At 73.3% G+C, this 23,020-nt stretch carries 19 protein-coding genes; 11 read left to right on the top strand and 8 right to left on the bottom strand.

Annotated features, from left to right (window positions below):
* Positions 1 to 44 precede the first annotated feature (44 nt).
* Positions 45 to 1,718, top strand: a complete 1,674-nt coding sequence (locus tag ACFC51_RS11560) for a lytic murein transglycosylase (protein ID WP_376528264.1) — start codon at positions 45 to 47, stop codon at positions 1,716 to 1,718.
* A gap of 61 nt (positions 1,719 to 1,779) precedes the next feature.
* On the opposite strand, the gene hrpB is transcribed toward ACFC51_RS11560, so the two are convergent.
* The gene (gene hrpB, locus ACFC51_RS11555; protein WP_376528261.1) at positions 1,780 to 4,302 is read right to left on the bottom strand and encodes an ATP-dependent helicase HrpB; all 2,523 of its coding nucleotides are present in this window, start codon (positions 4,300 to 4,302) and stop codon (positions 1,780 to 1,782) included.
* A 77-nt stretch (positions 4,303 to 4,379) separates the two neighbouring features.
* On the bottom strand, positions 4,380 to 5,204 hold the full coding sequence (locus ACFC51_RS11550) for a class I SAM-dependent methyltransferase (RefSeq protein ID WP_376528259.1): 825 nt from the start codon (positions 5,202 to 5,204) through the stop codon (positions 4,380 to 4,382).
* Positions 5,205 to 5,602: 398 nt separating this feature from the next.
* Between ACFC51_RS11550 and rpsA the strand changes: the two genes are divergently transcribed.
* Positions 5,603 to 7,117, top strand: a complete 1,515-nt coding sequence (gene rpsA, locus ACFC51_RS11545; RefSeq protein ID WP_277334515.1) for a 30S ribosomal protein S1 — start codon at positions 5,603 to 5,605, stop codon at positions 7,115 to 7,117.
* A gap of 123 nt (positions 7,118 to 7,240) precedes the next feature.
* On the opposite strand, the gene ACFC51_RS11540 is transcribed toward rpsA, so the two are convergent.
* The gene (locus ACFC51_RS11540; protein WP_376372669.1) at positions 7,241 to 8,203 is read right to left on the bottom strand and encodes a right-handed parallel beta-helix repeat-containing protein; all 963 of its coding nucleotides are present in this window, start codon (positions 8,201 to 8,203) and stop codon (positions 7,241 to 7,243) included.
* Between the two features lie 344 nt (positions 8,204 to 8,547).
* On the opposite strand from ACFC51_RS11540, the gene ACFC51_RS11535 reads away from it, so the two are divergent.
* The 4 genes from ACFC51_RS11535 (at position 8,548) to ACFC51_RS11520 (ending at position 12,178) form a co-directional block, all read left to right on the top strand.
* A complete protein-coding gene (locus tag ACFC51_RS11535; RefSeq protein WP_376528645.1) occupies positions 8,548 to 10,071 on the top strand; it encodes a flavin monoamine oxidase family protein in 1,524 nt (507 codons plus the stop codon).
* 81 nt (positions 10,072 to 10,152) lie between these two features.
* Positions 10,153 to 11,091, top strand: coding sequence for a PAC2 family protein (locus tag ACFC51_RS11530; RefSeq protein WP_376372672.1), 939 nt, complete (start codon positions 10,153 to 10,155; stop codon positions 11,089 to 11,091).
* 43 nt (positions 11,092 to 11,134) lie between these two features.
* The gene (gene coaE, locus ACFC51_RS11525) at positions 11,135 to 11,737 is read left to right on the top strand and encodes a dephospho-CoA kinase (protein WP_376372674.1); all 603 of its coding nucleotides are present in this window, start codon (positions 11,135 to 11,137) and stop codon (positions 11,735 to 11,737) included.
* Positions 11,738 to 11,809: 72 nt separating this feature from the next.
* Positions 11,810 to 12,178 (top strand): tetratricopeptide repeat protein, encoded by a 369-nt coding sequence (locus ACFC51_RS11520; protein ID WP_145802325.1) that lies wholly within the window; start codon positions 11,810 to 11,812, stop codon positions 12,176 to 12,178.
* A gap of 31 nt (positions 12,179 to 12,209) precedes the next feature.
* On the opposite strand, the gene ACFC51_RS11515 is transcribed toward ACFC51_RS11520, so the two are convergent.
* The gene (locus ACFC51_RS11515; RefSeq protein ID WP_376414751.1) at positions 12,210 to 12,452 is read right to left on the bottom strand and encodes a DUF6343 family protein; all 243 of its coding nucleotides are present in this window, start codon (positions 12,450 to 12,452) and stop codon (positions 12,210 to 12,212) included.
* A 147-nt stretch (positions 12,453 to 12,599) separates the two neighbouring features.
* Here ACFC51_RS11515 and ACFC51_RS11510 point away from each other — a divergent pair, with 147 nt between their 5' ends.
* Both ACFC51_RS11510 and ACFC51_RS11505 read left to right on the top strand, forming a co-directional pair.
* Positions 12,600 to 13,721, top strand: a complete 1,122-nt coding sequence (locus ACFC51_RS11510; RefSeq protein ID WP_376528643.1) for an ADP-ribosylglycohydrolase family protein — start codon at positions 12,600 to 12,602, stop codon at positions 13,719 to 13,721.
* 344 nt (positions 13,722 to 14,065) lie between these two features.
* On the top strand, positions 14,066 to 14,569 hold the full coding sequence (locus ACFC51_RS11505; protein WP_376528257.1) for a DoxX family protein: 504 nt from the start codon (positions 14,066 to 14,068) through the stop codon (positions 14,567 to 14,569).
* On the opposite strand, the gene ACFC51_RS11500 is transcribed toward ACFC51_RS11505, so the two are convergent.
* Positions 14,551 to 14,907, bottom strand: a complete 357-nt coding sequence (locus ACFC51_RS11500; protein WP_376372681.1) for a hypothetical protein — start codon at positions 14,905 to 14,907, stop codon at positions 14,551 to 14,553. The genes ACFC51_RS11505 and ACFC51_RS11500 overlap by 19 nt on opposite strands.
* A gap of 225 nt (positions 14,908 to 15,132) precedes the next feature.
* On the opposite strand from ACFC51_RS11500, the gene ACFC51_RS11495 reads away from it, so the two are divergent.
* From ACFC51_RS11495 to ACFC51_RS11485, 3 genes are all read left to right on the top strand, one after another.
* Positions 15,133 to 16,188: an SPFH domain-containing protein gene (locus ACFC51_RS11495; protein ID WP_376528254.1), complete on the top strand. Its 1,056-nt coding sequence runs from the start codon at positions 15,133 to 15,135 to the stop codon at positions 16,186 to 16,188.
* Positions 16,189 to 16,305: 117 nt separating this feature from the next.
* The gene (locus ACFC51_RS11490; RefSeq protein ID WP_376528252.1) at positions 16,306 to 19,209 is read left to right on the top strand and encodes a DEAD/DEAH box helicase; all 2,904 of its coding nucleotides are present in this window, start codon (positions 16,306 to 16,308) and stop codon (positions 19,207 to 19,209) included.
* Complete coding sequence (locus ACFC51_RS11485) at positions 19,206 to 20,483, top strand: SWIM zinc finger family protein (RefSeq protein WP_376528249.1); 1,278 nt, start codon at positions 19,206 to 19,208, stop codon at positions 20,481 to 20,483. The genes ACFC51_RS11490 and ACFC51_RS11485 overlap by 4 nt, the downstream gene beginning before the upstream one ends.
* A gap of 66 nt (positions 20,484 to 20,549) precedes the next feature.
* On the opposite strand, the gene ACFC51_RS11480 is transcribed toward ACFC51_RS11485, so the two are convergent.
* Genes ACFC51_RS11480 through ACFC51_RS11470 form a run of 3 tightly spaced genes read right to left on the bottom strand, consistent with a single transcriptional unit; the run spans position 20,550 to position 22,990 of the window.
* Positions 20,550 to 21,116 carry a DUF3574 domain-containing protein gene (locus ACFC51_RS11480; RefSeq protein WP_376528247.1) on the bottom strand — a complete coding sequence of 189 codons (567 nt, stop codon included), beginning with the start codon at positions 21,114 to 21,116 and terminating at the stop codon, positions 20,550 to 20,552.
* 36 nt (positions 21,117 to 21,152) lie between these two features.
* Positions 21,153 to 21,782, bottom strand: a complete 630-nt coding sequence (locus tag ACFC51_RS11475; protein WP_376528244.1) for a peptidase — start codon at positions 21,780 to 21,782, stop codon at positions 21,153 to 21,155.
* Positions 21,779 to 22,990 (bottom strand): pyridoxal phosphate-dependent aminotransferase, encoded by a 1,212-nt coding sequence (locus tag ACFC51_RS11470; RefSeq protein WP_376528241.1) that lies wholly within the window; start codon positions 22,988 to 22,990, stop codon positions 21,779 to 21,781. The genes ACFC51_RS11475 and ACFC51_RS11470 overlap by 4 nt, the downstream gene beginning before the upstream one ends.
* Between the last annotated feature and the right edge of the window lie 30 nt (positions 22,991 to 23,020).

The raw sequence follows: 23,020 nt of genomic DNA, 5'->3' as shown, positions 1-23,020 counted from the left end.
CGCTGGGGAGCGCGAGCGCCGTCGACGGGGAGGGACCGACACGTATGGCAGCGCAATTCGGCCGCAGGCTTCGCAGGGGGGCCACCACCACGGCCGTGGCGGCGGCCGCCGTCGCAGCCCTCGCGGCATCGCAGGCCCCCGCCGCACCGCAGACCGACGGCGCGGCCGACGACCGCACGGCGGCCGGTGCGACCCCGTCCGAGGACAGCGCGGCCACGGGCAACTCGCCGTACCACACGGACCTTCCGCCGCTCACCACGCCCAACAGGCCCGGCGCCTCCGTGAACCTGCCGGTGACCGGCAGTGCCGAAGCGGGCATACCCGCGTCCGTCCTGGCCGCGTACAAGAAGGCAGAGCAGGAGCTCGCGGGCACCGACGCCGCCTGCCGGCTGCCGTGGCAGCTCCTCGCCGCGATCGGCAAGGTCGAGTCGGGCCAGGCCCGCGGCGGCAAGGTCGACGCGGACGGCACCACCCTCTCCCCGATCCTCGGCCCCGCCCTCAACGGGCAGGGGTTCGCGCTGATCAAGGACACCGACGGCGGGGCGTACGACAACGACGCGACCCACGACCGCGCGGTCGGCCCGATGCAGTTCATCCCGTCCACCTGGGCCACCTGGGGCCAGGACGGCAACGGTGACGGGCGCAAGGACCCCAACAACGTCTACGACGCGGCGCTGGCCGCCGGCCGCTACCTCTGCGCCGGCACCCGCGACCTGTCGCTCGCCGCCGACCTCGACCGGGCGGTGCTGAGCTACAACCACTCGACCGAGTACCTGCGCACGGTGCGCTCCTGGTTCGACTACTACAAGCGCGGCACGCACGAGGTCCCGGACGGTACGGGCGTCCTCCCGGCGGGCACGGGCGGAGGCACGTCCTCCCCGTCGCCCACCCCCACGCCGACACCTCCCGGCACCGCCTCGCCGAGCCCCGTTCCGACACCGCCCGGCCAGAGCCCGTCGCCCAGCCCCGACCCCACGCCTCCTCCCACCCCGAAGCCGCCCAAGCCCCCGACGACGCCGCCCACACCGCCCGCGACGCTCGGCACGCTCGAGAACGCCGGCACCGGCACCCTCACCGCCACCGCAGGCGAGACGTTCGCCGAGCGCGTCACGGTCCGGGCGAGGAGCACGACCGGCACCCCGTTCGCCAAGGCCCCGGTCACCTTCGCCGTCGTCGGTGACACGGACACCCGATTCGCCGGGGGGAAGAGCACCGTGACCGTGACCACCGGCTCCGACGGCACCGTCACCGCGCCCGCCCTGACCGCGGGGGAGAAGACGGGCTCCTTCAGGGTGACGGCCGTGGCCGGCACCGCCAAGCTGCGCACCCTCACCTTCACCGCGAACGTCACCGCCCGGGTGGCGGACACCCTCACCCGCACCGACGACAAGGTGCTCACGGCCGCCCCCGGTGCCGCGTTCGCCGACCGGGTCCAGGTCGAGGCGGCGTACAAGGGCACCGGGGTGGCGGACACCGCCGTCACCGCCACGATGATCACCGACGCGGAGACGCCCGCCGAGAACGACAAGGGTCCGTACTTCAAGGACGCCGACGGCAAGGCCGTCCGCACCCTGGACCTGACGACCGGCGCCGACGGGCTGCTCGAACTCCCGACGATCCACGCCGACGACACGGCGGGCACCTTCACGCTGCGGCTCACCACCGCGAGCGGCGCCACGCTGACCGTCGAGCTGAAGGTCGAGGCACCCGCGGCCTGAGCCGCACGGGACAAGCGGAGGAGGGGGTGTCCGGCGTGCGCCGGACACCCCCTCCTCCGCTTCAAGAGGGGCCCTGGTCCCTGCGCAGCCGCGCCGAGGTGAAGCGGGTGGCCTCCATCGTCGTCGGATCCTCCGGCCACGGGTGCTTCGGATAACGGCCCCGCAGCTCGGCGCGCACCCCCTTGTAGCCCTCCCGCCAGAACGACGCCAGGTCCGCGGTCACCGCCGCCGGGCGCCCGGCCGGGGACAGCAGGTGGACCAGGACCGGCACCCCCGCCACCCGGGGCGTCTCGCGCAGCCCGAAGAGCTCCTGGAGCTTCACCGCGAGCACCGGCTGTTCACCGCCGTACTCCACCCGGACCCTGGAGCCGCTCGGCACCTCGATCCGCTCCGGGGCGAGCTCGTCGAGGCGGCCGGCCTCGCCCGTCGCCCACGGCAGCAGCCGCCGCACCGCCTGGCCCGCGTCGATCCGCGCCAGATCCGAGCGGCGGGCCGCCCGCGACAGCTCCGGCTCCAGCCACTCGTCGGCGCGTGCCAGCAGCGCGCCGTCCGACACGTCCGGCCACGGCGCCCCCAGGACCCGGTGCAGGAACGCGAGCCGCAGCCGCAGCTGCGCGCTGTCCCGGGTCCACCGCAGCAGCCCCGGGCCCTCACGGCGCAGCCCCTCCAGCAGGGCCCCGCGCACCAGGTCGGGAGCGGGCCCGCGCAGGGCGCGGACCGACAGCTCGACCGCGCCCAGACGGTCCACGGAGCGTGCCACCACGTCGCCGTCCGCCCAGCGGACCTCCTCGCCGGAGAAGCGCAGGTGTCCGGCGGCCAGCAGCGCCGTGCCCTCGTCGATGACGGCCGCGAGCCGCACCCGGGCGGACGCCGCGTGGGCGGGCCGGTCCGCGACCGCGACCGCCAGCCAGGGCGCGCTGCGCAGCCGTGAGCCGTCCCGGAGCTCCGCGCCCGTCCCCGACGCCATGAGGAACGCCCCCTCGCCCCTGGCCCGTGCCACCCGCTCCGGGAACGCCAGGGCCGCCACCAGCCCCACGGCGGCGTCGTCGTGGCCGGCGCCCGTGTCCTCCTGCCGCTTCGACGATCCGAGAGACAGAGTGAGCCGCCGCACCTCCTGCCGCCAGCGCGCCGCGTAGCCGTCGCCACCGCGCCGCGCCGTGCGCAGCGCGTGCGCCAGGTCGTCCCCGTACTCTCGCGGCGGCTCCTCGCTCAGCAGCGCCACCACCTCCGCCGCACGGCGCCCGCCGACCTCGTCCGCGCCGTCCAGGAGGGCACGGGCCAGCCGGGGGTGCAGGCCGAGCCGGGACATCCGTACGCCCCGTGCCGTCGCGCGCCCCGCGCCGTCGACCGCGCCGACCGCGCCCAGCACTTCGCGTGCCGCGCCCATCGCGCCGGCCGGGGGAGGATCCAGGAGGGCGAGCCCGGACGCGTCCGGATCGCCCCAGCACGCGGTCTGCAGGGCGAACGCCGCGAGGTCGGCCACCTTGATCTCCGGGGAGGGGAACGCGGCCAGCCGCCCGTCCTCGGCCTCCTCCCAGCAGCGGTACACCGTGCCCGGGGCCTCACGCCCGGCGCGCCCCGCCCGCTGACGGCCCGCAGCCCGGGACGCCCGTACCGTCGTCAGGGCGCTCAGCCCCCGGGCATGGTCCGTACGCGGCTCCCTGGCGAGGCCCGAGTCCACGACGACCCGCACCCCGGGCACCGTCAGGGACGACTCGGCCACGGAGGTCGCCAGCACCACCCGGCGGCCCTCCGAGGACCCCGCCAGCACCGCGTCCTGGACGGCCGCCGGAGCCCGCCCGTGCACCTGGAGCACCTCGGCGTCCACACCCGCGAGCTGTCCCGCGACCCGGCCGATCTCGCCGACGCCGGGCAGGAAGCACAGCACGTCGCCGTCCCGCTCGGCGAGCGCCCGGCGCACCACGGCCGCCACATGGGTCAGCAGGGCCGGGTCCACCCGCAACCCGTGCGGCGGCCGCACGGTCCCGGGCGGTGGCGCCCACACCGTCCCGACCGGATGGGACACGTCGTGCGCCTCGACCACCGGGGCGTCACCGAGCAGCCGCGCCCAGCCCTCGGCGTCCGTCGTCGCCGACGCCGCGACCAGACGCAGCTCGGGCCTGAGCGTCCCGCGGACGTCGAGGAGGAACGCCGCGGCCGTGTCCGCGTCCAGATGGCGCTCGTGGCACTCGTCGATGACGACCACGTCGACACCGGCCAGTTCCTGGTCGCGCTGCAGCCGCTGGAGCAGCACCCCGGTGGTCACGACCTCCACCACCGTCCCCGGCCCCACGGCCCGCTCCCCGCGCACCGTGAAGCCGACCCGGTCACCGGTCCGCTCGCCGAGGAGCCATGCCATGCGCCGTGCCGCCGCCCGCGCGGCGATCCGCCGGGGCTCGGCGACGAGCACCCGGCGCACCGGCCCGCCGCCGGTCAGCCCGGCCAGCACCAGGGGTACGAGGGTCGTCTTGCCGGTCCCGGGCGGTGCGCAGAGCACGGCCGCCCCCCGCTCGGCGAGCGCCCGCTCCAGGGCGGGCACGGCGGTGCGGACGGGCAGCTGGTCCAGGGCATCGGTACGGATCACGCCCCCAGTCTCGTACGCCGCCCCCTCACGACGGGCGGTGGTCCCGCCCCCTCACGACGGGCGGTGGTCCCGCCCCCTCACGACGGGCGGTGGTCCCGCTCGCACACGAAGATCGCGGTGCCGGGGATCAGGTTGCCGCGCAGCGGTGACCAGCCGCCCCACTCCTGGTCGTTCCAGGCCGGCCACTCCGGCTCGACGAGGTCCGCCAGCCGGAACCCGCCCGCCACGACGTCCCGCACCCGGTCGCCCAGGGTCCTGTGGTGCTCCACGTAGACCGCGTCGCCGTTCTCGTCCTGCTCCACGTACGGGACGCGGTCGAAGTAGGACGCGGAGACGGAGAGCCCCTCCGGCCCCGGCTCGTCGGGGAACGCCCAGCGGATCGGGTGGGTCACCGAGAAGACCCAGCGGCCCCCCGGCCGCAGCACGCGGTGCACCTCGCGGAAGACCTGGACGGGGTCGGCGACGAAGGGCACCGCGCCGTAGGCGGAGCAGGCCAGGTCGAAGGAGCCGTCGCGGAAGGGGAGCCGCCCCGCGTCCGCCTGCACGAGCGGGACGCCCCCGCCGATGCGCAGGGCGTGCTGGAGCTGGCGGTGCGAGAGGTCCAGGGCCACCGGCCGGGCGCCCCGCGCGGCCAGCCAGCGCGAGCACTGGGCCGCGCCCGCGCCGATCTCCAGGACGTCGAGGCCCTCCAGCCCGGCGGCCGGGCCCAGCAGGGCGGCCTCGGCCTCGTCGAGGCCCTCCGGGCCCCAGACGAAGCGGTCGTCCCCGAGGAAGGCCCCGTGGTCGTTCTGGTACTCGTCGGCGTTCCGGTCCCACCAGCCGCGGCTCGCCCGGCTGCTCTCCGACTCACCGGCCTCGCGCCGGGTCGCCTCGGGTTCGGACTCGTAGATCTCTTGGCTCATCGTGCCCGTCGTTGTAGTTTGCCTTCACCCGCCTCGCGCGGGTGCCTCCCCGGGCCGTACGGGCCGGTACGCCCGTGTGCGCGCGACACACCGCTGTGACCCGATGTGGCCTCGGCGAACGTGAGTTGTGCCGGGATTGGGGTGGTGTGCCCCGGGTGTGCGCCTTCGCGCATTGACCCTGTCCGGCTGCCCCCGTATGCTACAAGTTGCGCTGCGAGCCTGCGCGCCTCAGACCTAGCAGGCCGCGCTCGCGTCTGTTGCATGTCCCCTCGGTTGTCGAGGTGCCTACCCGGTACAGGTTGGGTGCCCTCCAGGCTGTCCGGCGTCTGCAGAGGCGATACGGGCTTTCGGCGTAGCAGTACCTACGACTCACTGTCCGTACCGGAGCCCTTTCCCACATGACGAGCAGCACCGAGACCACCGCCACCACTCCGCAGGTTGCGGTCAACGACATCGGCGACGCGGACGCGTTCCTCGCGGCGATCGACGAGACGATCAAGTACTTCAACGACGGCGACATCGTTGACGGTGTCATCGTCAAGGTCGACCGCGACGAGGTCCTCCTCGACATCGGTTACAAGACCGAAGGCGTCATCCCGAGCCGCGAGCTCTCGATCAAGCACGACGTCGACCCGAACGAGGTCGTCAAGGTCGGCGACGAGATCGAGGCCCTGGTTCTCCAGAAGGAGGACAAGGAAGGCCGCCTGATCCTCTCGAAGAAGCGCGCTCAGTACGAGCGTGCCTGGGGCACCATCGAGAAGATCAAGGAAGAAGACGGCATCGTCACCGGTACCGTCATCGAGGTCGTCAAGGGTGGTCTCATCCTCGACATCGGCCTCCGTGGCTTCCTCCCGGCGTCGCTCGTCGAGATGCGTCGCGTCCGCGACCTCCAGCCCTACGTGGGCAAGGAGCTCGAGGCCAAGATCATCGAGCTGGACAAGAACCGCAACAACGTGGTCCTGTCCCGCCGTGCCTGGCTCGAGCAGACCCAGTCCGAGGTCCGCCAGACGTTCCTCACGACCCTGCAGAAGGGTCAGGTCCGCTCCGGCGTCGTCTCCTCCATCGTCAACTTCGGTGCCTTCGTGGACCTGGGTGGCGTCGACGGTCTCGTGCACGTCTCCGAGCTGTCCTGGAAGCACATCGACCACCCCTCCGAGGTTGTCGAGGTCGGCCAGGAAGTCACCGTCGAGGTCCTCGACGTCGACATGGACCGCGAGCGCGTCTCGCTGTCGCTCAAGGCGACGCAGGAAGACCCGTGGCAGCAGTTCGCCCGTACGCACCAGATCGGGCAGGTCGTTCCCGGTAAGGTCACCAAGCTCGTTCCGTTCGGTGCGTTCGTGCGCGTCGACGAGGGCATCGAGGGCCTGGTCCACATCTCCGAGTTGGCCGAGCGCCACGTGGAGATCCCGGAGCAGGTCGTCCAGGTCAACGACGAGATCTTCGTCAAGGTCATCGACATCGACCTCGAGCGCCGTCGCATCAGCCTCTCGCTGAAGCAGGCCAACGAGGCCTTCGGCGGCGACCCGGCGTCGGTCGAGTTCGACCCGACCCTGTACGGCATGGCCGCGTCCTACGACGACCAGGGCAACTACATCTACCCCGAGGGCTTCGACCCCGAGACCAACGACTGGCTCGAGGGCTTCGAGTCGCAGCGTGAGGTCTGGGAGACGCAGTACGCCGAGGCGCAGCAGCGCTTCGAGCAGCACCAGGCCCAGGTCATCAAGTCCCGCGAGGCCGACGAGGCTGCCGCTGCCGAGGGCGCTGCCGCCCCGGCCGGCGCTGCCCCGGCTGCCTCCGGCGGCAGCGGTGGCGGCGGCTCGTACTCCTCGGAGTCCGCGGACAACTCCGGCGCCCTGGCGTCGGACGAGGCCCTGGCCGCCCTGCGCGAGAAGCTGGCCGGCGGCCAGAGCTGACGCTCTGACCCCAGCCGCTCATCGGCTGCAGCAGCTGGAGAGCTGTAGGTGAGGCCCGTCCCCTTCGGGGGGCGGGCCTCACTCATGTCCGGGGGCGGGCGCGCCCCGTGCGGCCGGGCGGCCTCAGGGCGTCACGGCGATGTTCGTCAGCCCCTTGCCGCCGGTCACCGTGTTGCCGGCGTACACGGTGGTGCGACAGGCGGCACTCTGGTTGGTGACGTTCACGGCGAGCTGCCCGCCGCCGGTGGCGCCGGTCAGGTCCGAGGCGTTGCCGCGGAAGACCGTGCCGCAGCCCCAGCCGCTCTGCTGGGTGTGGGTCTCGTATCCGTTGTTCGTGGTGCGGACTCCCTTGTTGTTCTCCACCAGCACGTCGTTGCCCTTCACGTCGACCCAGGAGTCGTCGTAGTTGGCGCCGGTCAGGCCGCTGCCGTCGAAGGTGTTCCCGATGATCCTGGCGCCCGTGGTGCCCTCCTTGATGTCGACGTTCTCGCCGCCGACCCCCGGACCGATGGTGTTGCCCTCTATCAGCACCCCGTCGCTCCGGTCGGTGAGGTCGCCCGCCGAGCCGACGTACACGCCCTCGCCCATGCCTCGGCCGTTATGACCGGTGTCGTGGATCCGGGAGTTCCTCAGGACGCCGTCCCGGCTGGACGTGCGGAAGTGCACGCCCTCCATGTCGAGGTCGTGCACGGTCACCGAGTCGATGACGACGCCGTTCGCCGCGTCCGTCACGATGCCCTTCTGGCCACCGGTCACGGTCAGGCCGTACACCGTCCAGTACGAGGCGCCGTTCAGGTGCAGCCCGTATCCGCCGCCCGCGGTGAGGACCGCCCCCGGCGATCCCGTGAGGGTGATCCGCGCGGACGAGGTGGCGGGGACGGTCGCCTTGAAGTTGCCGGTGTACGTGCCGTCGGCGAGCCGGATCGTGTCACCGGGGGCCACGGCGGCCAGTGCCGCCTTGAGCTGGGCCGCGGTGCTCACGTCGACGACCGCTGCCGCCCGTGTCCCGTCGGCCGCGGCGGGGGAGGGGGCGCCCGAAGCGAGCGCGGCGGTCAGCAGGGCGGGGATCAGTGTGCGGGTGCGCATGGGGGTGCCTTCCCGTCGGGGATGCCAGAAGTTCTCGTACGTGAATGTGGGGCGAGGCTCTGAATCTGCCCGTGACGCTAAGTGGACTGTGTGGGCATGTCAAGGTCTGGACCAATATGCCCGAGCCGTCGCCGTGCAGAGGAAACGTGTGGGATACACGAGTCGCTGACGGCCCGTAACAACCGCTTGCCAGGATCCGCCGCAACGCCAGGATCACCAGGGGAGCCAGGGAAATGACATACACGTCGAACACCTCACGCGTCTCACAGGTCTCTCCGGCTGCGGCGGGCGCCAGCCGCCGAAGCTTTCTGCGCAACGTGGGCATCTCCGGCGGCGCCGGCGCCATGTTCGCCACCATGGGGGCGCTCGGCCTCGCCCCCACCGCCGAGGCCGCGTCCCGCGAACCGGCCTTCCGGGCGCCGAGCCCCGGTGACTTCTCGCTGAAGGGCAGGGCGGCGGCGAAGGTCGTCGTCGTGGGCGGGGGCATCGCCGGACTGACCGCCGCGTACGAGCTGGGCAAGGCGGGGTACGACTGCACGGTCCTGGAGGCGCGTGGCCGCACCGGCGGACGCAACTTCACCGTGCGGGGCGGCGATTCGACCACCGACACCTACGGCAACAGGCAGACCGCCCGCTTCAGCGACGGCCAGTACATGAACGCGGGGCCGGGCCGGATCCCGCAGTGGATGGTCACCCTCGACTACTGTCGTGAACTCGGTGTGCCCGTCGAGGTGTTCACGAACGAGAACGCCCATGCCTACCTCTTCAACGAGAAGGCGGGCATGAAGGAGCCGGTGCGCTACCGCACCGCCAAGGCCGACATGTACGGCTACGTCGCCGAGCTCCTCGCCAAGGCCGAGGGCAAGGGCGCCCTGGACCGGGAGATCACCGCCGACGACAAGGAGCGGCTCGTCGAGTTCCTCAAGGAGTTCGGCGACCTCGGCGACACGCTCGACTACACCGGCAGCACCCGGCGCGGCTACCGCGTCGACCCTGCCGCCGCCGGAACCCCGGGTGAGGTGCTCGGCCCTGCACCGACCGCCTCCGAGGTCTTCGCCAGCGGTGTCGGGCGCTACTTCTCCTTCGAGTTCGAGTATGACCAGGCCATGCTGATGTTCCAACCGGTGGGCGGCATGGACCGGATACCCGCGGCGCTCAGCCGGGCGGTGGGGGAGCGCAGGATCCGCACCGGAGCGGCCGTCAGCGACATCACCGACACCGCCCACGGCGTCACCGTCACCTACACGCAGGCGGGCCGCACCCGCCGCATCGAAGCCGACTACTGCGTCGCCGCGCTGCCGCCCAACATCCTGGCGAGGACCGCCCACAACCTCGGCCCGGCCGTCCAGAGCGCCCTGGAGGCATGCAAGCCGTCCTCGGCGGGCAAGATAGGGCTCGAGTACCGGAGCCGCTGGTGGGAGAGCGACCACCGGATCTTCGGCGGCATCACGGAGACGGACATGGACCTCTCCCACATCTGGTACCCGTCCTACGGCCACCTCGGCGAGCGCGGCACCATCATCGGCTACTACAACACCGGTTCCAACGCCGACGCCTACGCCGCCCTCACGCCCCGCGAGAGGGAGGCACGGGCCGTCGCCCAGGGTGTGAAGATCCACGGCGCCAAGTACCGCACGGAGCTCGCCACGTCCTTCTCCCACCACTGGCGCCAGACCCCCTACCTGGAGGCGTCCTGGCACTCCCTGTCCGGCGGCCCCGACGCCCCGGCCTTCGCCCCGCTCAACAGCCCCGCCGGACATGTGTACTTCGCCGGTGACTACCTCAGCCACACCGACGCCTGGCAGCACGGGGCGTTCACCTCCGCGCGGAAGGCGGTGACGGCACTGCACAGCCGCGTCCTCGCCTGACCGCGAGGACACCGTCGCGGGCGGGAATGCGACGGCCGGGCGGGGTGTTCTTGTCCAGGAACACGAGGAGGAGCGGTAACCGTGCCTGATCCGCAGAGTTTGTACGAATGGGAGCCGAAGGGCCTGGCCGTCGTCGACATGGCGCTCGCCCAGGAGTCGGCCGGCCTGGTCATGCTCTACCACTTCGACGGATACATCGACGCGGGCGAGACCGGCGAGCAGATCGTCGACGGCCTGCTCGACACACTGCCGCACCAGATCGTGGCCCGCTTCGACCACGACCGGCTCGTCGACTACCGGGCACGCCGCCCGCTGCTCACCTTCAAGCGCGACCGGTGGGAGGCGTTCGAGGCGCCCACCCTGGACGTCCGGGTCGTGCAGGACGCCACGGGCGCACCCTTCCTCCTCCTGTCCGGACCCGAGCCGGACGTGGAGTGGGAGCGGTTCGCAGCCGCCGTGGAGCAGGTCGTGGAGCGGCTGGGTGTCCGCCTCGCGGTCAACTTCCACGGCATCCCGATGGGCGTACCGCACACCCGTCCTGTCGGCATCACCCCGCACGGCAACCGCACCGACCTGATGCCCGGGCACCGCAGCCTCTTCGACGAGGCCCAGGTCCCCGGCTCGGCCGAGGCGCTCGTCGAGTACCGGCTGATGGAGGCCGGGCACGACGTCCTCGGTGTCGCCACCCACGTGCCGCACTACGTCGCCCGGTCCGCCTACCCGGACGCCGCGCTCACCGCCCTGGAGGCGATCACCGCGGCGACCGGGCTGGTCCTGCCGAGCCTCGCGCACACCCTGCGCACGGAGGCGCACCGCACCCAGACCGAGATCGCCCGGCAGGTCGGCCAGGGGGACGAGGAGCTCGTCTCGCTCGTCGAGGGCCTGGAGCACCAGTACGACGCGGTCGCGGGAGCCGAGACGAGGGGCAACCTCGTCGCGGAACCGGTCGATCTGCCCTCGGCCGACGAGATCGGCCTCGAATTCGAGCGTTTCCTCGCGGAGCGCGAAGGCGATTCCTGAGGGGACCTCCGGCCGCGCACCGGCCGGAGGTTAGGCTCGGCCCATGCTGAAAGTGGGCCTGACCGGCGGGATCGGCGCCGGCAAGAGCGAAGTGTCACGGCTGCTCGCGCAGTACGGGGCCGTACTGATCGACGCCGACCGGATCGCCCGGGAGGTCGTCGAGCCCGGGACTCCGGGGCTCACGGCCGTCGTCGAGGCCTTCGGTCCCTCGATCCTGAGGCCCGACGGCTCCCTGGACCGGTCGGCGCTCGGCGCGGTCGTCTTCGCCGACCCCGAGCGGCTGGCCACGCTCAACGCCCTCGTCCACCCCCTCGTCGGGGCCCGTTCCGCCGAACTGGAGCGGGCCGCCGGAGACGGCGCGGTCGTCGTCCACGACGTCCCGCTGCTCACCGAGAACGGTCTCGCCCCTCTCTACGACGTGGTGGTGGTCGTGGACGCCGCCCCCGCGACCCAGCTCGACCGGCTCGTGCGGCTGCGCGGCATGACGGAGGCCGACGCCCGCGCCCGGATGGCGGCGCAGGCCACCCGCGAGGAGCGGCTGGCCGTCGCCGGGCTCGTCGTGGACAACGACGGACCGCTGGAGGACCTGGAACCGCAGGTCCGGGCCCTGTGGTCGGAGCTCACCGCCCGGGCCGCCGCGGGCTGACCCGGCGTCCGGCCGGAATACGGGCGCCCGCCCGGACGTTGAAGTGCGGCAGGCGAGGGGAAGGATGGTGTCGTGCCCGAGAGAAACCCCGAAACCCATGTCATCGACTTCCGCGCGGCGGAGCAGCTGCTCGCCGCCCGGGACCCACGGGGCGCGGTCAAGCTGCTCGACTCCGTGATAGCCGCCCATCCGGAGAACACCGCGGCGCGGCTGCTGCGCGCGCGGGCCTTCTTCGCCGCCGCCCAACTGCGCCCGGCCGAGCTCGAGTTCGAGCTGGTCCTGGAGCGGGAGCCGGACAACGCCTTCGCGCACTTCGCCTTGGCCCGCACCTTCCAGCGGGCGGGCCGGCCCGAACAGGCCACCCGCCACTTCCGCCTGGCCGCCGCCCTCGACCCCAACCCGGAGTACCTGCGGGCCGCCCGCTTCGACGACCGCCCCTGACGGCGCCCGGGCACGGCCGCTCGGGCGGGACTCAGGGGGCGTAGCGGCCCCCTCCGCCCCGCCCGCCCCGGTCGGGTTCGTACGGGGGGACGTCCCGTCCGGGCTGGTAGTGCGGACCCTGCCGCATATGGCGGACGATGACGCAGAGGTCCGTGACCGTCACCACCAGCAGGACGGCGCAGGCCGCCGCCCAGCCGGCCCGTCCGGTCGCCACGAAGGCCACCACCCCGAGCACCGCCCAGATCATGCCCCATACACTCAGCCACAGTCGCATCCGCAGGGGGCTGCGAGCGGTGGACGGTTCACTTCCGGTACGCATCACCATCGCCTCTCCTCCAGCATGACCCCGCGGTACGGCGTACGGAAACCGGCGGACGGCCGAGGGGCGCGTGCAGTGACGGCGACAGGGCAGGGGCACGCGATGCGGGGTACGGAGTCATGGAGTCCCGGTGCCGCCCGCAGGTCCAGGGTGCGCGGCACCCTGCTGGGCGGCGCGATCGGGGACGCCCTGGGCAACCCCGTCGAGTTCCTCTCCCTGGACGGCATCCGCCGCACCCACGGGGAGCGGGGCGTACGCGGCCTCGTCGCGGATGCCGACGGGGTCGCCGGGCGGATCACGGACGACACCCAGATGACGCTGTTCACGGTCGAGGGGCTGATCAGGGCCCGCTCCCGGGCCGCCGCCAAGGGCATCGGGGGCGCGGAGACCGGGACCGTGCGCCATGCCTATCTGCGCTGGCTCGACACCCAGGACCACCCCGCCCCGCCCCCGCGCGCCGGCGACGACCCCGTACGGACCGGCTGGCTCAGGCAGCAGCCCTGGCTGTACGCACGCCGTGCGCCGGGGAACGCGTGCCTGACGGGCCTGGCGTCCGGCCTGACGCCGGCTCCCGGCGTGGAGCTCGTGCTGCCGGGTCCCGTCAATCCGCATTCCAAGGGCTGCGGCACGGTGATGAGGTCGGCCCCCTTCGGTCTCCTGGGCACGGACGCGGCGGAGGCGTTCTCGCTGGCCGCCAGGTGCGCGCTGATCACCCACGGCCATCCCACGGGTGCGTACGCGGCGGGTGCGCTCGCCGCGATCATCACCCATCTGCTGGAGGGCGACTCCCCGGAAGGCGCCGTGCTGCGCGCCATGGACCTCCTGGCCCGCCGGCGCGGACACGAGGAGACGACGGCCGCGCTGTGTGCGGCCGTCGACCTCGCGGCCCACGGGCATCCGTCCGCCGAGCGGGTCGAGAGCCTGGGGGCGGGCTGGGTCGCCGAGGAGGCCCTGGCCGTCGCCGTGTACTGCGTGCTCGTGCTCCCGGGGGCCGGGGACGTCGCGGAGGCGCTGCTCCTGTCCGTCAACCACTCGGGGGACAGCGACTCCACGGGCTCGGTCTGCGGCAATCTGCTCGGCGCGCACCACGGCGACGTGGGACTGCCCCCGGCCTGGCTGGCCCGTACCGAGGGGCGGTCCGTGATCACCGAGCTCGCCGACGACCTGTCCATGGAGCTGGAGCAGCCGGTGGCGTGGCCCGAGGGCCGCTACCCCCCTCACTGACCGTCACAACCTGTGGCAGTGACGGGAACGCCACGTCCCTCACGTACCAGTTGTCCGCTCATACCCCCGGAACGTCCGGGCCCGGTACTGCGCGGTCGGTCTCCCGCCCGTCCGTCCGCCGGCACCGAGCCGGAGGTGATCGGATCGGTGCTGCGGCCGGGGGCGGCCGTGCTCGAACTGCGGCCGCCCGAGAAGCCCTGAGGAAGCCGAGCCGGGGGCTCCCGGGGCGATGAGTTCCGGGGCGGGGCGCGGTCTACCTCTCTGAAAGCGCCGTGGAGCGGGGCGGCAGGAGCCGCCTCCCGCACCGGCGCACGTGATCCACGACTCCCTCGGAGGGGACTGCCATGTCCGAAACCACCGCGACCACGCCCGCCGCTTCCGGAGCCGCCCCTGCGGTGTCCGGAGCCGCGCCGGACAGCACCCCCGCGCCCCGCCGTCGCGCCGCCTCCGCCGCGCTGACCGGTGCCCGTGTGGTCCTCGCCCTGTTCCTCGGCTTCAGCGCGGTGGCCAAGCTGGTCGCCCATGCGTCGGCCGTCGAGTCGTTCGACAGGATGGGCTGGGGCAGCGGCGCGATGTACACGATCGGCGCGCTGGAGCTCGCCGGAGCGCTGGCCCTGCTGGTCCCGCCGCTCGCGGGGGTGGCCGCCATCGCCCTCGCGGGACTGCTGGCCGGTGCGGCGGTGGTCCAGCTGACGCTGCTCGACCCGCCGAACGCGGTCATGCCCGCCCTGCTCGTCGTGCTGGTGGTCCTGATCGCCCGGGACCGTAGGGAGCGGACCCGGGAGCTGTTCGCGCTGCTGGGCGGGCGGGACCGTGCGCCCCGCGCCGGTCAGTGGACGAAGCGGTAGCTGCGCCAGGGGAGGTTGCGCGGCGCGTTGACGTCGGTGAACGTCGTGGCCACATAGGTGGTCCCGCCCCCGGAGCAGTCGCGGGTGGGGTAGAGGATCATGTCGATCCTGGTCTCGTTGGTGATCTCGCGCGTGCCACCGGCCTCGATCTCGTGGCAGCCCTTGACCGACGGGCTGTTCACGCTGACGACCTGGTCCTCGCCGGTCGTGTACTCGACCGGTCCGACCGCCGTGCGCCCGAGACCGGAGCAGCCGGTGACGGTCAGGGCGAGGAGGGCCGCACCGGCGGCGATGCGGGTGCGTCGGCGGAGAACGGTGGGGGGCGCGGTGACCGACATGGGCGGGGTCCTCGTCTGCTCGTCCGGCTCATCGGTACGTCACAGGGACGTGCTGGCGCTGGCCACCCTGCCCGGTCCCGTGAGCGCCGGCATCCCGTGCGCGGCCGGCCGGGGCCCCGGGCACCCGGACAGAGGTTCGTATATGGAGGAATCGGGCATATCGTGTTAATAGGGCGTGATGGGTGGGTGCGGTGACGAACGCACCCCCGGAGGCAGGGGGCCGTGATGGTCCAGATTCTGTTGATCGCATTGGTGGCAGTGCTCGCCGGCGGCCTGATGTACGCCATGGCCGCGGCCCGGGTGGTCAAGCAGTACGAACGGGGCGTGGTGCTCCGGCTCGGCCGGCTCCACGAAGAGGTGCGCTCGCCGGGACTCACCATGATCGTCCCCGGTGTCGACCGGCTCCGTAAGGTGAACATGCAGATCGTGACGATGCCGGTCCCCGCCCAGGACGGGATCACCCGGGACAACGTCACGGTGCGCGTGGACGCCGTCATCTACTTCAAGGTGGTGGACGCGGCCAGTGCGGTCATCCAGGTGGAGGACTACCGCTTCGCGGTCTCCCAGATGGCGCAGACCTCCCTTCGGTCGATCATCGGCAAGAGCGACCTGGACGACCTGCTGTCCGACCGCGAGAAGCTCAACCAGGGTCTGGAGCTCATGATCGACAGCCCCGCCGTGGGCTGGGGGGTGCAGATCGACCGCGTGGAGATCAAGGACGTGTCGCTGCCGGAGACGATGAAGCGGTCCATGGCCCGGCAGGCGGAGGCCGACCGTGAGCGGCGGGCGAGGGTCATCAACGCCGACGCCGAGCTGCAGGCGTCGAAGAAGCTCGCCCAGGCCGCCCAGCAGATGTCCACACAGCCGGCGGCGCTGCAGCTCCGGCTCCTCCAGACGGTCGTCGCGGTCGCGGCCGAGAAGAACTCCACCCTGGTCCTGCCCTTCCCGGTGGAGCTGCTCCGCTTCCTGGAGCGCGCGCAGCAGGGGCAGCAGCCGCAGCCCGTGGGGGCGGGCGAGCAGCGGACCGGACCCGAGCAGCCGGCCGGGACCGCGGACCCGTCGGCCGTGGACCCGCTCACGCCGTCCGACGGAGACCCGTCGGCCGTGGACCCGTCCGTCACGGAGCAGACCTTCACGGACCAGCCCCTTCCGGACACCCCGCTCAGGGACGCGGAGCCGGAGCCGGACGGCGTGCCGGAGTTCGACCCGGAGCTCCTCCCCGAGTTCGATCCGGCGAAGGGAGCCGGCCGGTCCCGCAGCGAGCGGTTCACCCGTCACTGAACGTGCGGTCCGCCCGCTCCGCCGGGGAACACGGCCGGGGCGGGCGCTGTCACACCCCCCGCCTAAACTCGCAGGACAGGAGAAGTGCGACCCGGCGGATCGGGAGGGGCGGTGGACATGGAGCGGCAGGTGCAGGACGTACCCGTCGAGCGGCTGCTGCGGTGCGCCGCGGTCTTCGTGCCCGGAGCTCTGCCCAGGGACGGCCGGATCGCCTTCTGGGACCCCGAAGGGACCGTGGACCTCACGGGCCCCGACCCCGTGTCCGCGGGTTCCGCGTACCCGGTCGTCGAGCTCACCGTCGCCGGCCGCCCGTACGGCGCCGGGGGAGCCGGCACCCTGACCGTCCCGGCCGTGGTGCTCTCCGTCGGTGAGGCGCTGCCCCTCCTCGCCCGGGCCCGGCACCGCGCCGTCGCCCACCCCGCCACCCGTGCGTGGGGAGCGGCGGCCCTGCACGCCCTCACCCTGGTGGCGCGGGGCAGACTCCTGCCCGGGCTGACGGCGGGGGACCACGACGCCTGGCGGGCCGGGCCGCGTGACGCCGAGGACATGGCCCACCTCAGGGCCGTCGCCGCCGCCATGCCGTTCGAGGGGTACGCGGTCCCGCTGGACGGCACACCCTTGCGGGTCCCCGAACCCCGTGCGCTGATCGGCGCGTTCCTCGACGCCGTCGCCGACACCCTCCCCCGGACCCCCGCAGCCGCGCACGCCCTGGGAGCCCCCTTCGCCGCCCCCGAGGCGCAGCACCTGCCGGAGGCCCGGGCCTGGGCCGTCGAGGTGGCCGCCGGACTCGACGCGGGGGTGCGCGTCTCGCTCCGGCTCGACCTCTCCGCGTACGACCTCTTCGACGCGTCCGGCGGGGACGGCGCGGACGGTACGGACAGCGAGCAGGAAGCGCCCAGGACGGCGGGGGCCCGGCACGCCGCCGCCGCCGTCACCCAGGTGCACAGCCTGGCCGATCCGACCTACGTCACCGACGCGGCCACGCTGTGGGCCGGCGGTGCGGGCGAGCCCTTCGGGCCGAGGGCCCGGATCGACGCCGTGCTCGCCCTGCGCCGCGCCGCCCGCATCTGGCCCCCGCTGGAGCGGCTGCTGGACCAGCCCGTCCCCGACGTGCTCGCCGTCACCGAGGAGGAGCTCGGCGAGCTGATCGGCGCGGCCGGGGCGCGGCTCGCGGCGGCGGGGGTGGCGGTCCACTGGCCCCGGGAGCTCGCCAGGTCGCTCACGGCGGCGGCCGTCGTCCGGCCGGCGCCGGGCTCGGCCACCGACGGCACCTCCTTCTTCGACGCCGAGCAGCTCTTCGCGTTCGACTGGCAGCTCTCCCTGGGCGACGACCGGCTCACCGAGGCCGAGATGGACACCCTGGCGGAGGCGCACCGCCCGGTGGTGCGGCTGCGTGACCAGTGGGTCGTCGTGGATCCCGCGCTCGTCCGCAAGGCGCGCAAGCGACAGCTCGGCCTCCTGGACCCGGTGGACGCCCTCGCCGTCGCCCTGACCGGCAGCGCCGAGGTCGACGGGGAACAGGTCGACGCCGTGCCGGCCGGGGCCCTTGCCGCGCTCCGCGAGCGGATCCTCGACGAGGAAGCCACCCTCCCGGCGCCGCCCGGTCTCGACGCCACACTCCGCGACTACCAGCTGCGCGGCCTGGCCTGGCTGGACCGGATGACCTCGCTCGGCCTCGGCGGCTGCCTCGCCGACGACATGGGGCTCGGCAAGACGATCACCGTCATCGCGCTGCACCTGCACCGCGCCCACGCCGCCCCCACCCTGGTCGTCTGTCCCGCCTCCCTCCTCGGCAACTGGCACCGCGAGATCAACCGCTTCGCCCCCGGAGTCCCCGTGCGCCGCTTCCACGGCACCGACCGCACCCTGGACGGCGCCGACGGGGGTTTCGTCCTGACGACGTACGGCACGATGCGCTCCGGCGCCGAGCAGCTCGCCGGCCACACCTGGGGGCTGGTCGTCGCCGACGAGGCACAGCACGTGAAGAATCCGCACTCCTCGACGGCCCGGGCGCTGCGCACCATCCCCGCCCCGGCCCGGGTCGCCCTGACCGGCACCCCCGTCGAGAACAACCTCTCCGAGCTGTGGGCGCTGCTCGACTGGACCACCCCCGGGCTGCTCGGCCCGCTGAAGGCGTTCCGCGCCCGGCACGCCAGGATCGTCGAGAACACCGGCACCGCGGCCGGGCTGGGCAACGAGGACGCGGTCGAGCGGCTCTCCCGGCTGGTCCGCCCCTTCCTGCTGCGCCGCAGGAAGTCCGACCCGGGCATCGCCCCGGAGCTGCCGCCCAAGACCGAGACCGACCACCCCGTCTTCCTCACCCGGGAACAGGCCACGCTCTACGAGGCGGCCGTCCGCGAGACGATGGCCTTCATCGAACAGGCGGAGGGCATCGCGCGGCGCGGGCTGGTCATGAAGCTGCTGGGCTCGCTCAAGCAGATCTGCAACCACCCGGCGCAGTACCTGAAGGAGGAGCCGACCCGGCTCACCGGGCGCTCCGGCAAGCTCGCCCTGCTCGACGAACTCCTCGACACCATCCTGTCCGAGGACGGCTCGGTCCTGATCTTCACCCAGTACGTGTCGATGGCCAGGCTCCTCTCCGCCCACCTCGCCTCCCGCGCCATCCCGTCCCAGCTGCTGCACGGCGGCACCCCGGTTCCCGAGCGGGAGCGGATGGTGGACGGCTTCCAGTCGGGCGAGGTCCCCGTCTTCCTGCTCTCCCTCAAGGCGGCCGGCACGGGACTCAACCTCACCCGGGCCGCCCATGTCATCCACTACGACCGGTGGTGGAACCCGGCGGTGGAGGAACAGGCCACCGACCGCGCGTACCGCATCGGCCAGACCCAGCCCGTGCAGGTCCACCGGCTGATCGCCGAGGGCACCGTCGAGGACCGGATCGGCGAACTGCTCGCGTCCAAGAGGGTCCTCGCCGACGCGGTGCTCGGTTCCGGCGAGGCCGCCCTGACCGAGCTCAGCGACCGCGACCTGGCCGACCTCGTCTCCCTCCGGAGGGCGTCATGAGCCCCGGCACGGGCCCCGCGGCCCGGCCGGGCCCCGACGACCTGCGGCGCACCTTCGAAGCAGTGCCCGCCCGCACCTCCGACGCCGACGGGCCGTTCGCCGAGAGCTGGTGGGGCCGGGCCTGGGTGGACGCCCTGGAAGCCCTGTCGATGGACGAGGGGCGGCTCGCCCGCGGCCGTACGTACGCGGACGGCGGCCATGTCGCCGCGGTCACCGTCACTCCCGGCCGGGTCATCGCCTACGTCCACGGCAGCCGCCCCCGCCCCTACCGCGCGGAGCTGCGCCTGCGCACGTTCCCGGCGGCCGACTGGGACACCCTGCTGGACGCCGTAGCGTCCCGGCCGGGGCACCTGTCCGCGCTGCTCGACAAGGAGATGCCGCACTCCCTGGTCGACACGGCGGGCGAGGCCGGTATCCGCCTGCTGCCCACCGCCGGGGACCTCGACCCGGACTGCTCCTGCCCCGACCGGGGCTGGCCCTGCAAGCACGTCGCGGCTCTCTGCTACCAGACGGCACGGCTGCTGGACAGCGATCCGTTCGTCCTGCTGCTGATGCGCGGGAGGGGCGAGCGGGAGCTCCTCGACGAGCTGGGCCGCCGCAACGCCGAGCACTCCGCGCGTGAGCGCCCCGAGGCCCCCGCCATGCCTTCGGTCGCGGCCGACGAGGCCTTGGCCGGACGGTTCCTGCCTCCCCTGCCCGCACCCCTGCCCGTGCCGCCGTGCCCCGGCGAGCCGCCGTCCTACCCGGAGCTGCCCGGCGCACGCGATCCGCTCGGCCTCGACCACCTCGCCACGGATGCCGCCGCCCGCGCCCACACCCTGCTCACCACCGGGGAGGACCCGCTCGCCGGGCTCAGCACCTGGCAGGACGCCGTGCGGATCGCCGCGTCCCGCCCCACCGCCGGACTCACCGGCACGACGAGGGCGCTCTACCGCGAGCTGGCCTTCGCCACCGGCCGCAGCACCACCGACCTGGCACGCGCCGTCGCCGCCTGGCGGCAGGGCGGCGCCGAGGGGCTGGACGTCCTGGAGACCCCCTGGGACCCTCCGGCAGGCCCGTTCGACCGTGCCCGGCCCGCTCTCGCGGCGGCCGACTTCCCGCGCTTCCAGCCCTGGCGGAACCACCTCACCAACGCGGGGGGCACCCTCCAGCTCCGCTTCGGCCACGACAGCCGCTGGTACGGCTACGAGTCGGACCCGGGGGAGGACGACTGGTGGCCCCGGTCCGCACCGGACCCCGACCCGGTCGCCGCTCTCATCGCCCTGCGCGGCTGACCCCGCGAGGCCGGCCCGGTCCACGAGCCGCCCGCCCGCCGGACAGACGCGGTGCGGCCGGGCCCCTCAGAAGTCGGCGAGGGTGTGCGCGTCCAGTCGGGCCACCGAGTCCTGCGCGTACGCCTTCTCGTACGCGGCGCGGATCCGCTCGATCCGCGGGTCCCGCAGACGGGCCTCCGACGCGGGGTACAGCAGGATCAGTTCGTACGAACGCTCCCGCTCGATCACTCCGCGGGAGTCACGCCACTGCCCGCGCCCTTCCTGGACCGTGAGCCCCTCCGGGAAGGACGGGGTGACCTGCCGGTCGATGAACGAACGGAACTGACCGCCGGTCACGGCGGGACTGCCGTCCGGGCGTTCGGTGCCGAAGAGGAGGCGCGTCTCGACGTAGGCCGTGCCCCGCGCGGCCGCGGACCGTGGCACGTCGTCGCTGAGGGTGGCGTACGCGAGGGGTGCTCCACCGGCCGCCACGGCGCAGGCAGCGACGGCCGCCACGAGGACGGTGCGCCGGGCGGGGCGCCCTGGGCGCGGCTCCGGCGGTACGGGCGTACGCGGCACGGTGGTCTCCAGGGAGGGCGCGGACGGGTCCGGCCCACCGTGGCACGGGACCCCGGCATCCGTGCGGCGGGACATGTGGAATCCGGCCGGACCATCCGTAAGGGTGAGCCGCTACGCGCGCGTCACCGGGACGCCGGGCAGGGAGACCCCGCGGCCCGCGAAGAAGCGCTCGAACACGGGCACCGGAAGGTCGGCCGCGCGTGTCGTGGCCGTCGTCCCCGACGGGTTGTGGAGGTGCACGCCGGTCCCGTCGGCCGTACGGGAGGTCAGCAGCACGAGATGGCCCCCGCGCCCCGGAGCGGGCCGGTCCGGGTGCCGGATCCCGTAGTGCACGGAGGCCATCACCGTGCGGCCCTCGTCCAGCAGGTCCAGGATCCCGGCGGGGGAGAGGTGCCGGTGGACGACCGCGTCGAGGCCGTGGACCTCGGAGGCGTACCGGGCGAAGGGGGCGTACACCAGCCCCTTGATCACCCCGTGGGCGTCCTCGGTGTACGCGCCGTACTCCAGCGCCCCGTCCCGCAGGGCGAACAGGGACGGCGCCCCGTCGCCGAGCGCCATGCGCAGGCAGGTCACACCGCACAGATGACCTGCCCAGCGGGCGTACTCGGCGGGCGACGCGGCGCCCGAACCGGCCCAGCCGGGGTCCTCGGCCGGATCGAGCCCGCCCTCCACGATCGCCTCCACCAGGCCGGGTGAGGCGAACTGGGTGTGCACGGGGGTCAGGCAGGCCGGGCAGGTCACTGGCGGTATCCGTTCAGGAAGCGGCCGATGCGGCTGATCGCCGCGTCCAGGTCGTCGGCGTGCGGAAGGGTGAGGATGCGGAAGTGGTCCGGGCGCGGCCAGTTGAAGCCGGTGCCCTGCACCACCTGGATCTTCTCCCGCAGCAGCAGATCCAGCACGAACCGCTCGTCGTCGACGATGTCGTGGACCTTCGGATCGATGCGGGGGAAGGCGTACAGGGCGCCCTTCGGCTTCACGCACGACACGCCGGGGATCTCGTTGAGCCGCTCCCAGGCCCGGTTCCGCTGCTCGTGGAGCCTGCCGCCCGGAGCGGTGAGCTCCTTGATCGACTGCCGGCCGCCGAGCGCCGCCTGGATCGCGTACTGCGCGGGGGCGTTGGGGCAGAGCCGCATGGAGGCCAGCATCGTGAGCCCCTCCAGATAGCTGCTGGCGTGCTGCCGCGGGCCCGAGACCACCATCCAGCCCGAGCGGAAGCCCGCGACGCGGTACGTCTTGGACAGCCCGCTGAAGGTGAGGCAGAGCAGGTCGGGGGCGAGGACCGCGACGCTGTGGTGCTCGGCGTCGTCGTACAGGATCTGGTCGTAGATCTCGTCGGCGAACACCATCAGCCCGTGCCGGCGCGCCAGGTCGAGCATGCCGTCGAGGACCTCGCGGGGGTAGACCGCGCCCGTCGGGTTGTTCGGGTTGATGATCACCATGGCCCGGGTGCGGTCGGTGATCTTCGAGGCCATGTCGGCGAGGTCGGGGTTCCAGTCCGCGCCCTCGTCGCAGGTGTAGTGGACGGCCTTCCCGCCCGCGAGCGTGGTGACGGCGGTCCAGAGCGGATAGTCGGGGCTCGGGATCAGCACCTCGTCGCCGTCCTCCAGCAGCCCCTGCACGGCCATGGAGATCAGCTCGGACACCCCGTTGCCGAGGAAGACGTCGTCCACGCCGACATCGTCCAGCCCCATCGCCTGGTAGCGCTGCGCGACGGCGCGGCGGGCGGACAGGATGCCGCGCGAGTCGGTGTAGCCGTGCGCCCGGGGGAGCATCCGGATCATGTCCTGGACGATCTCCTCCGGAGCCTCGAAGCCGAAGAGCGCCGGATTGCCCGTGTTGAGGCGGAGCACGCTGTGGCCCGCCTCCTCCAGGGCGTCGGCCTGCTCGATGACCGGCCCCCTGATCTCGTAACAGACGTCGTTGAGCTTGCTGGACTGCCGGAACTCCATGTGGTGCCTCCCCGCCGCGAATTGCGATAC

The organism is Streptomyces sp. NPDC055962, from assembly GCF_042270185.1.
Classification (GTDB): Bacteria; Actinomycetota; Actinomycetes; order Streptomycetales; family Streptomycetaceae; genus Streptomyces.
This window is presented reverse-complemented; position numbering and strand designations above follow the sequence as displayed.

Bases quoted from the DNA above. Each gene is read 5' to 3' on its own strand.
- ACFC51_RS11505 (WP_376528257.1), top strand. From the start codon at position 14,066: ATGTCCGAAACCACCGCGACCACGCCCGCCGCTTCCGGAGCCGCCCCT.
- coaE (WP_376372674.1), top strand. From the start codon at position 11,135: ATGCTGAAAGTGGGCCTGACCGGCGGGATCGGCGCCGGCAAGAGCGAA.
- ACFC51_RS11485 (WP_376528249.1), top strand. From the start codon at position 19,206: ATGAGCCCCGGCACGGGCCCCGCGGCCCGGCCGGGCCCCGACGACCTG.
- ACFC51_RS11550 (WP_376528259.1), bottom strand. From the start codon at position 5,204: ATGAGCCAAGAGATCTACGAGTCCGAACCCGAGGCGACCCGGCGCGAG.
- ACFC51_RS11535 (WP_376528645.1), top strand. From the start codon at position 8,548: ATGTTCGCCACCATGGGGGCGCTCGGCCTCGCCCCCACCGCCGAGGCC.
- rpsA (WP_277334515.1), top strand. From the start codon at position 5,603: ATGACGAGCAGCACCGAGACCACCGCCACCACTCCGCAGGTTGCGGTC.
- ACFC51_RS11490 (WP_376528252.1), top strand. From the start codon at position 16,306: ATGGAGCGGCAGGTGCAGGACGTACCCGTCGAGCGGCTGCTGCGGTGC.
- ACFC51_RS11470 (WP_376528241.1), bottom strand. From the start codon at position 22,990: ATGGAGTTCCGGCAGTCCAGCAAGCTCAACGACGTCTGTTACGAGATC.
- ACFC51_RS11560 (WP_376528264.1), top strand. From the start codon at position 45: ATGGCAGCGCAATTCGGCCGCAGGCTTCGCAGGGGGGCCACCACCACG.
- ACFC51_RS11515 (WP_376414751.1), bottom strand. From the start codon at position 12,452: ATGCGACTGTGGCTGAGTGTATGGGGCATGATCTGGGCGGTGCTCGGG.
- ACFC51_RS11495 (WP_376528254.1), top strand. From the start codon at position 15,133: ATGGTCCAGATTCTGTTGATCGCATTGGTGGCAGTGCTCGCCGGCGGC.
- ACFC51_RS11540 (WP_376372669.1), bottom strand. From the start codon at position 8,203: ATGCGCACCCGCACACTGATCCCCGCCCTGCTGACCGCCGCGCTCGCT.
- ACFC51_RS11510 (WP_376528643.1), top strand. From the start codon at position 12,600: ATGCGGGGTACGGAGTCATGGAGTCCCGGTGCCGCCCGCAGGTCCAGG.
- ACFC51_RS11500 (WP_376372681.1), bottom strand. From the start codon at position 14,907: ATGTCGGTCACCGCGCCCCCCACCGTTCTCCGCCGACGCACCCGCATC.
- ACFC51_RS11480 (WP_376528247.1), bottom strand. From the start codon at position 21,116: ATGTCCCGCCGCACGGATGCCGGGGTCCCGTGCCACGGTGGGCCGGAC.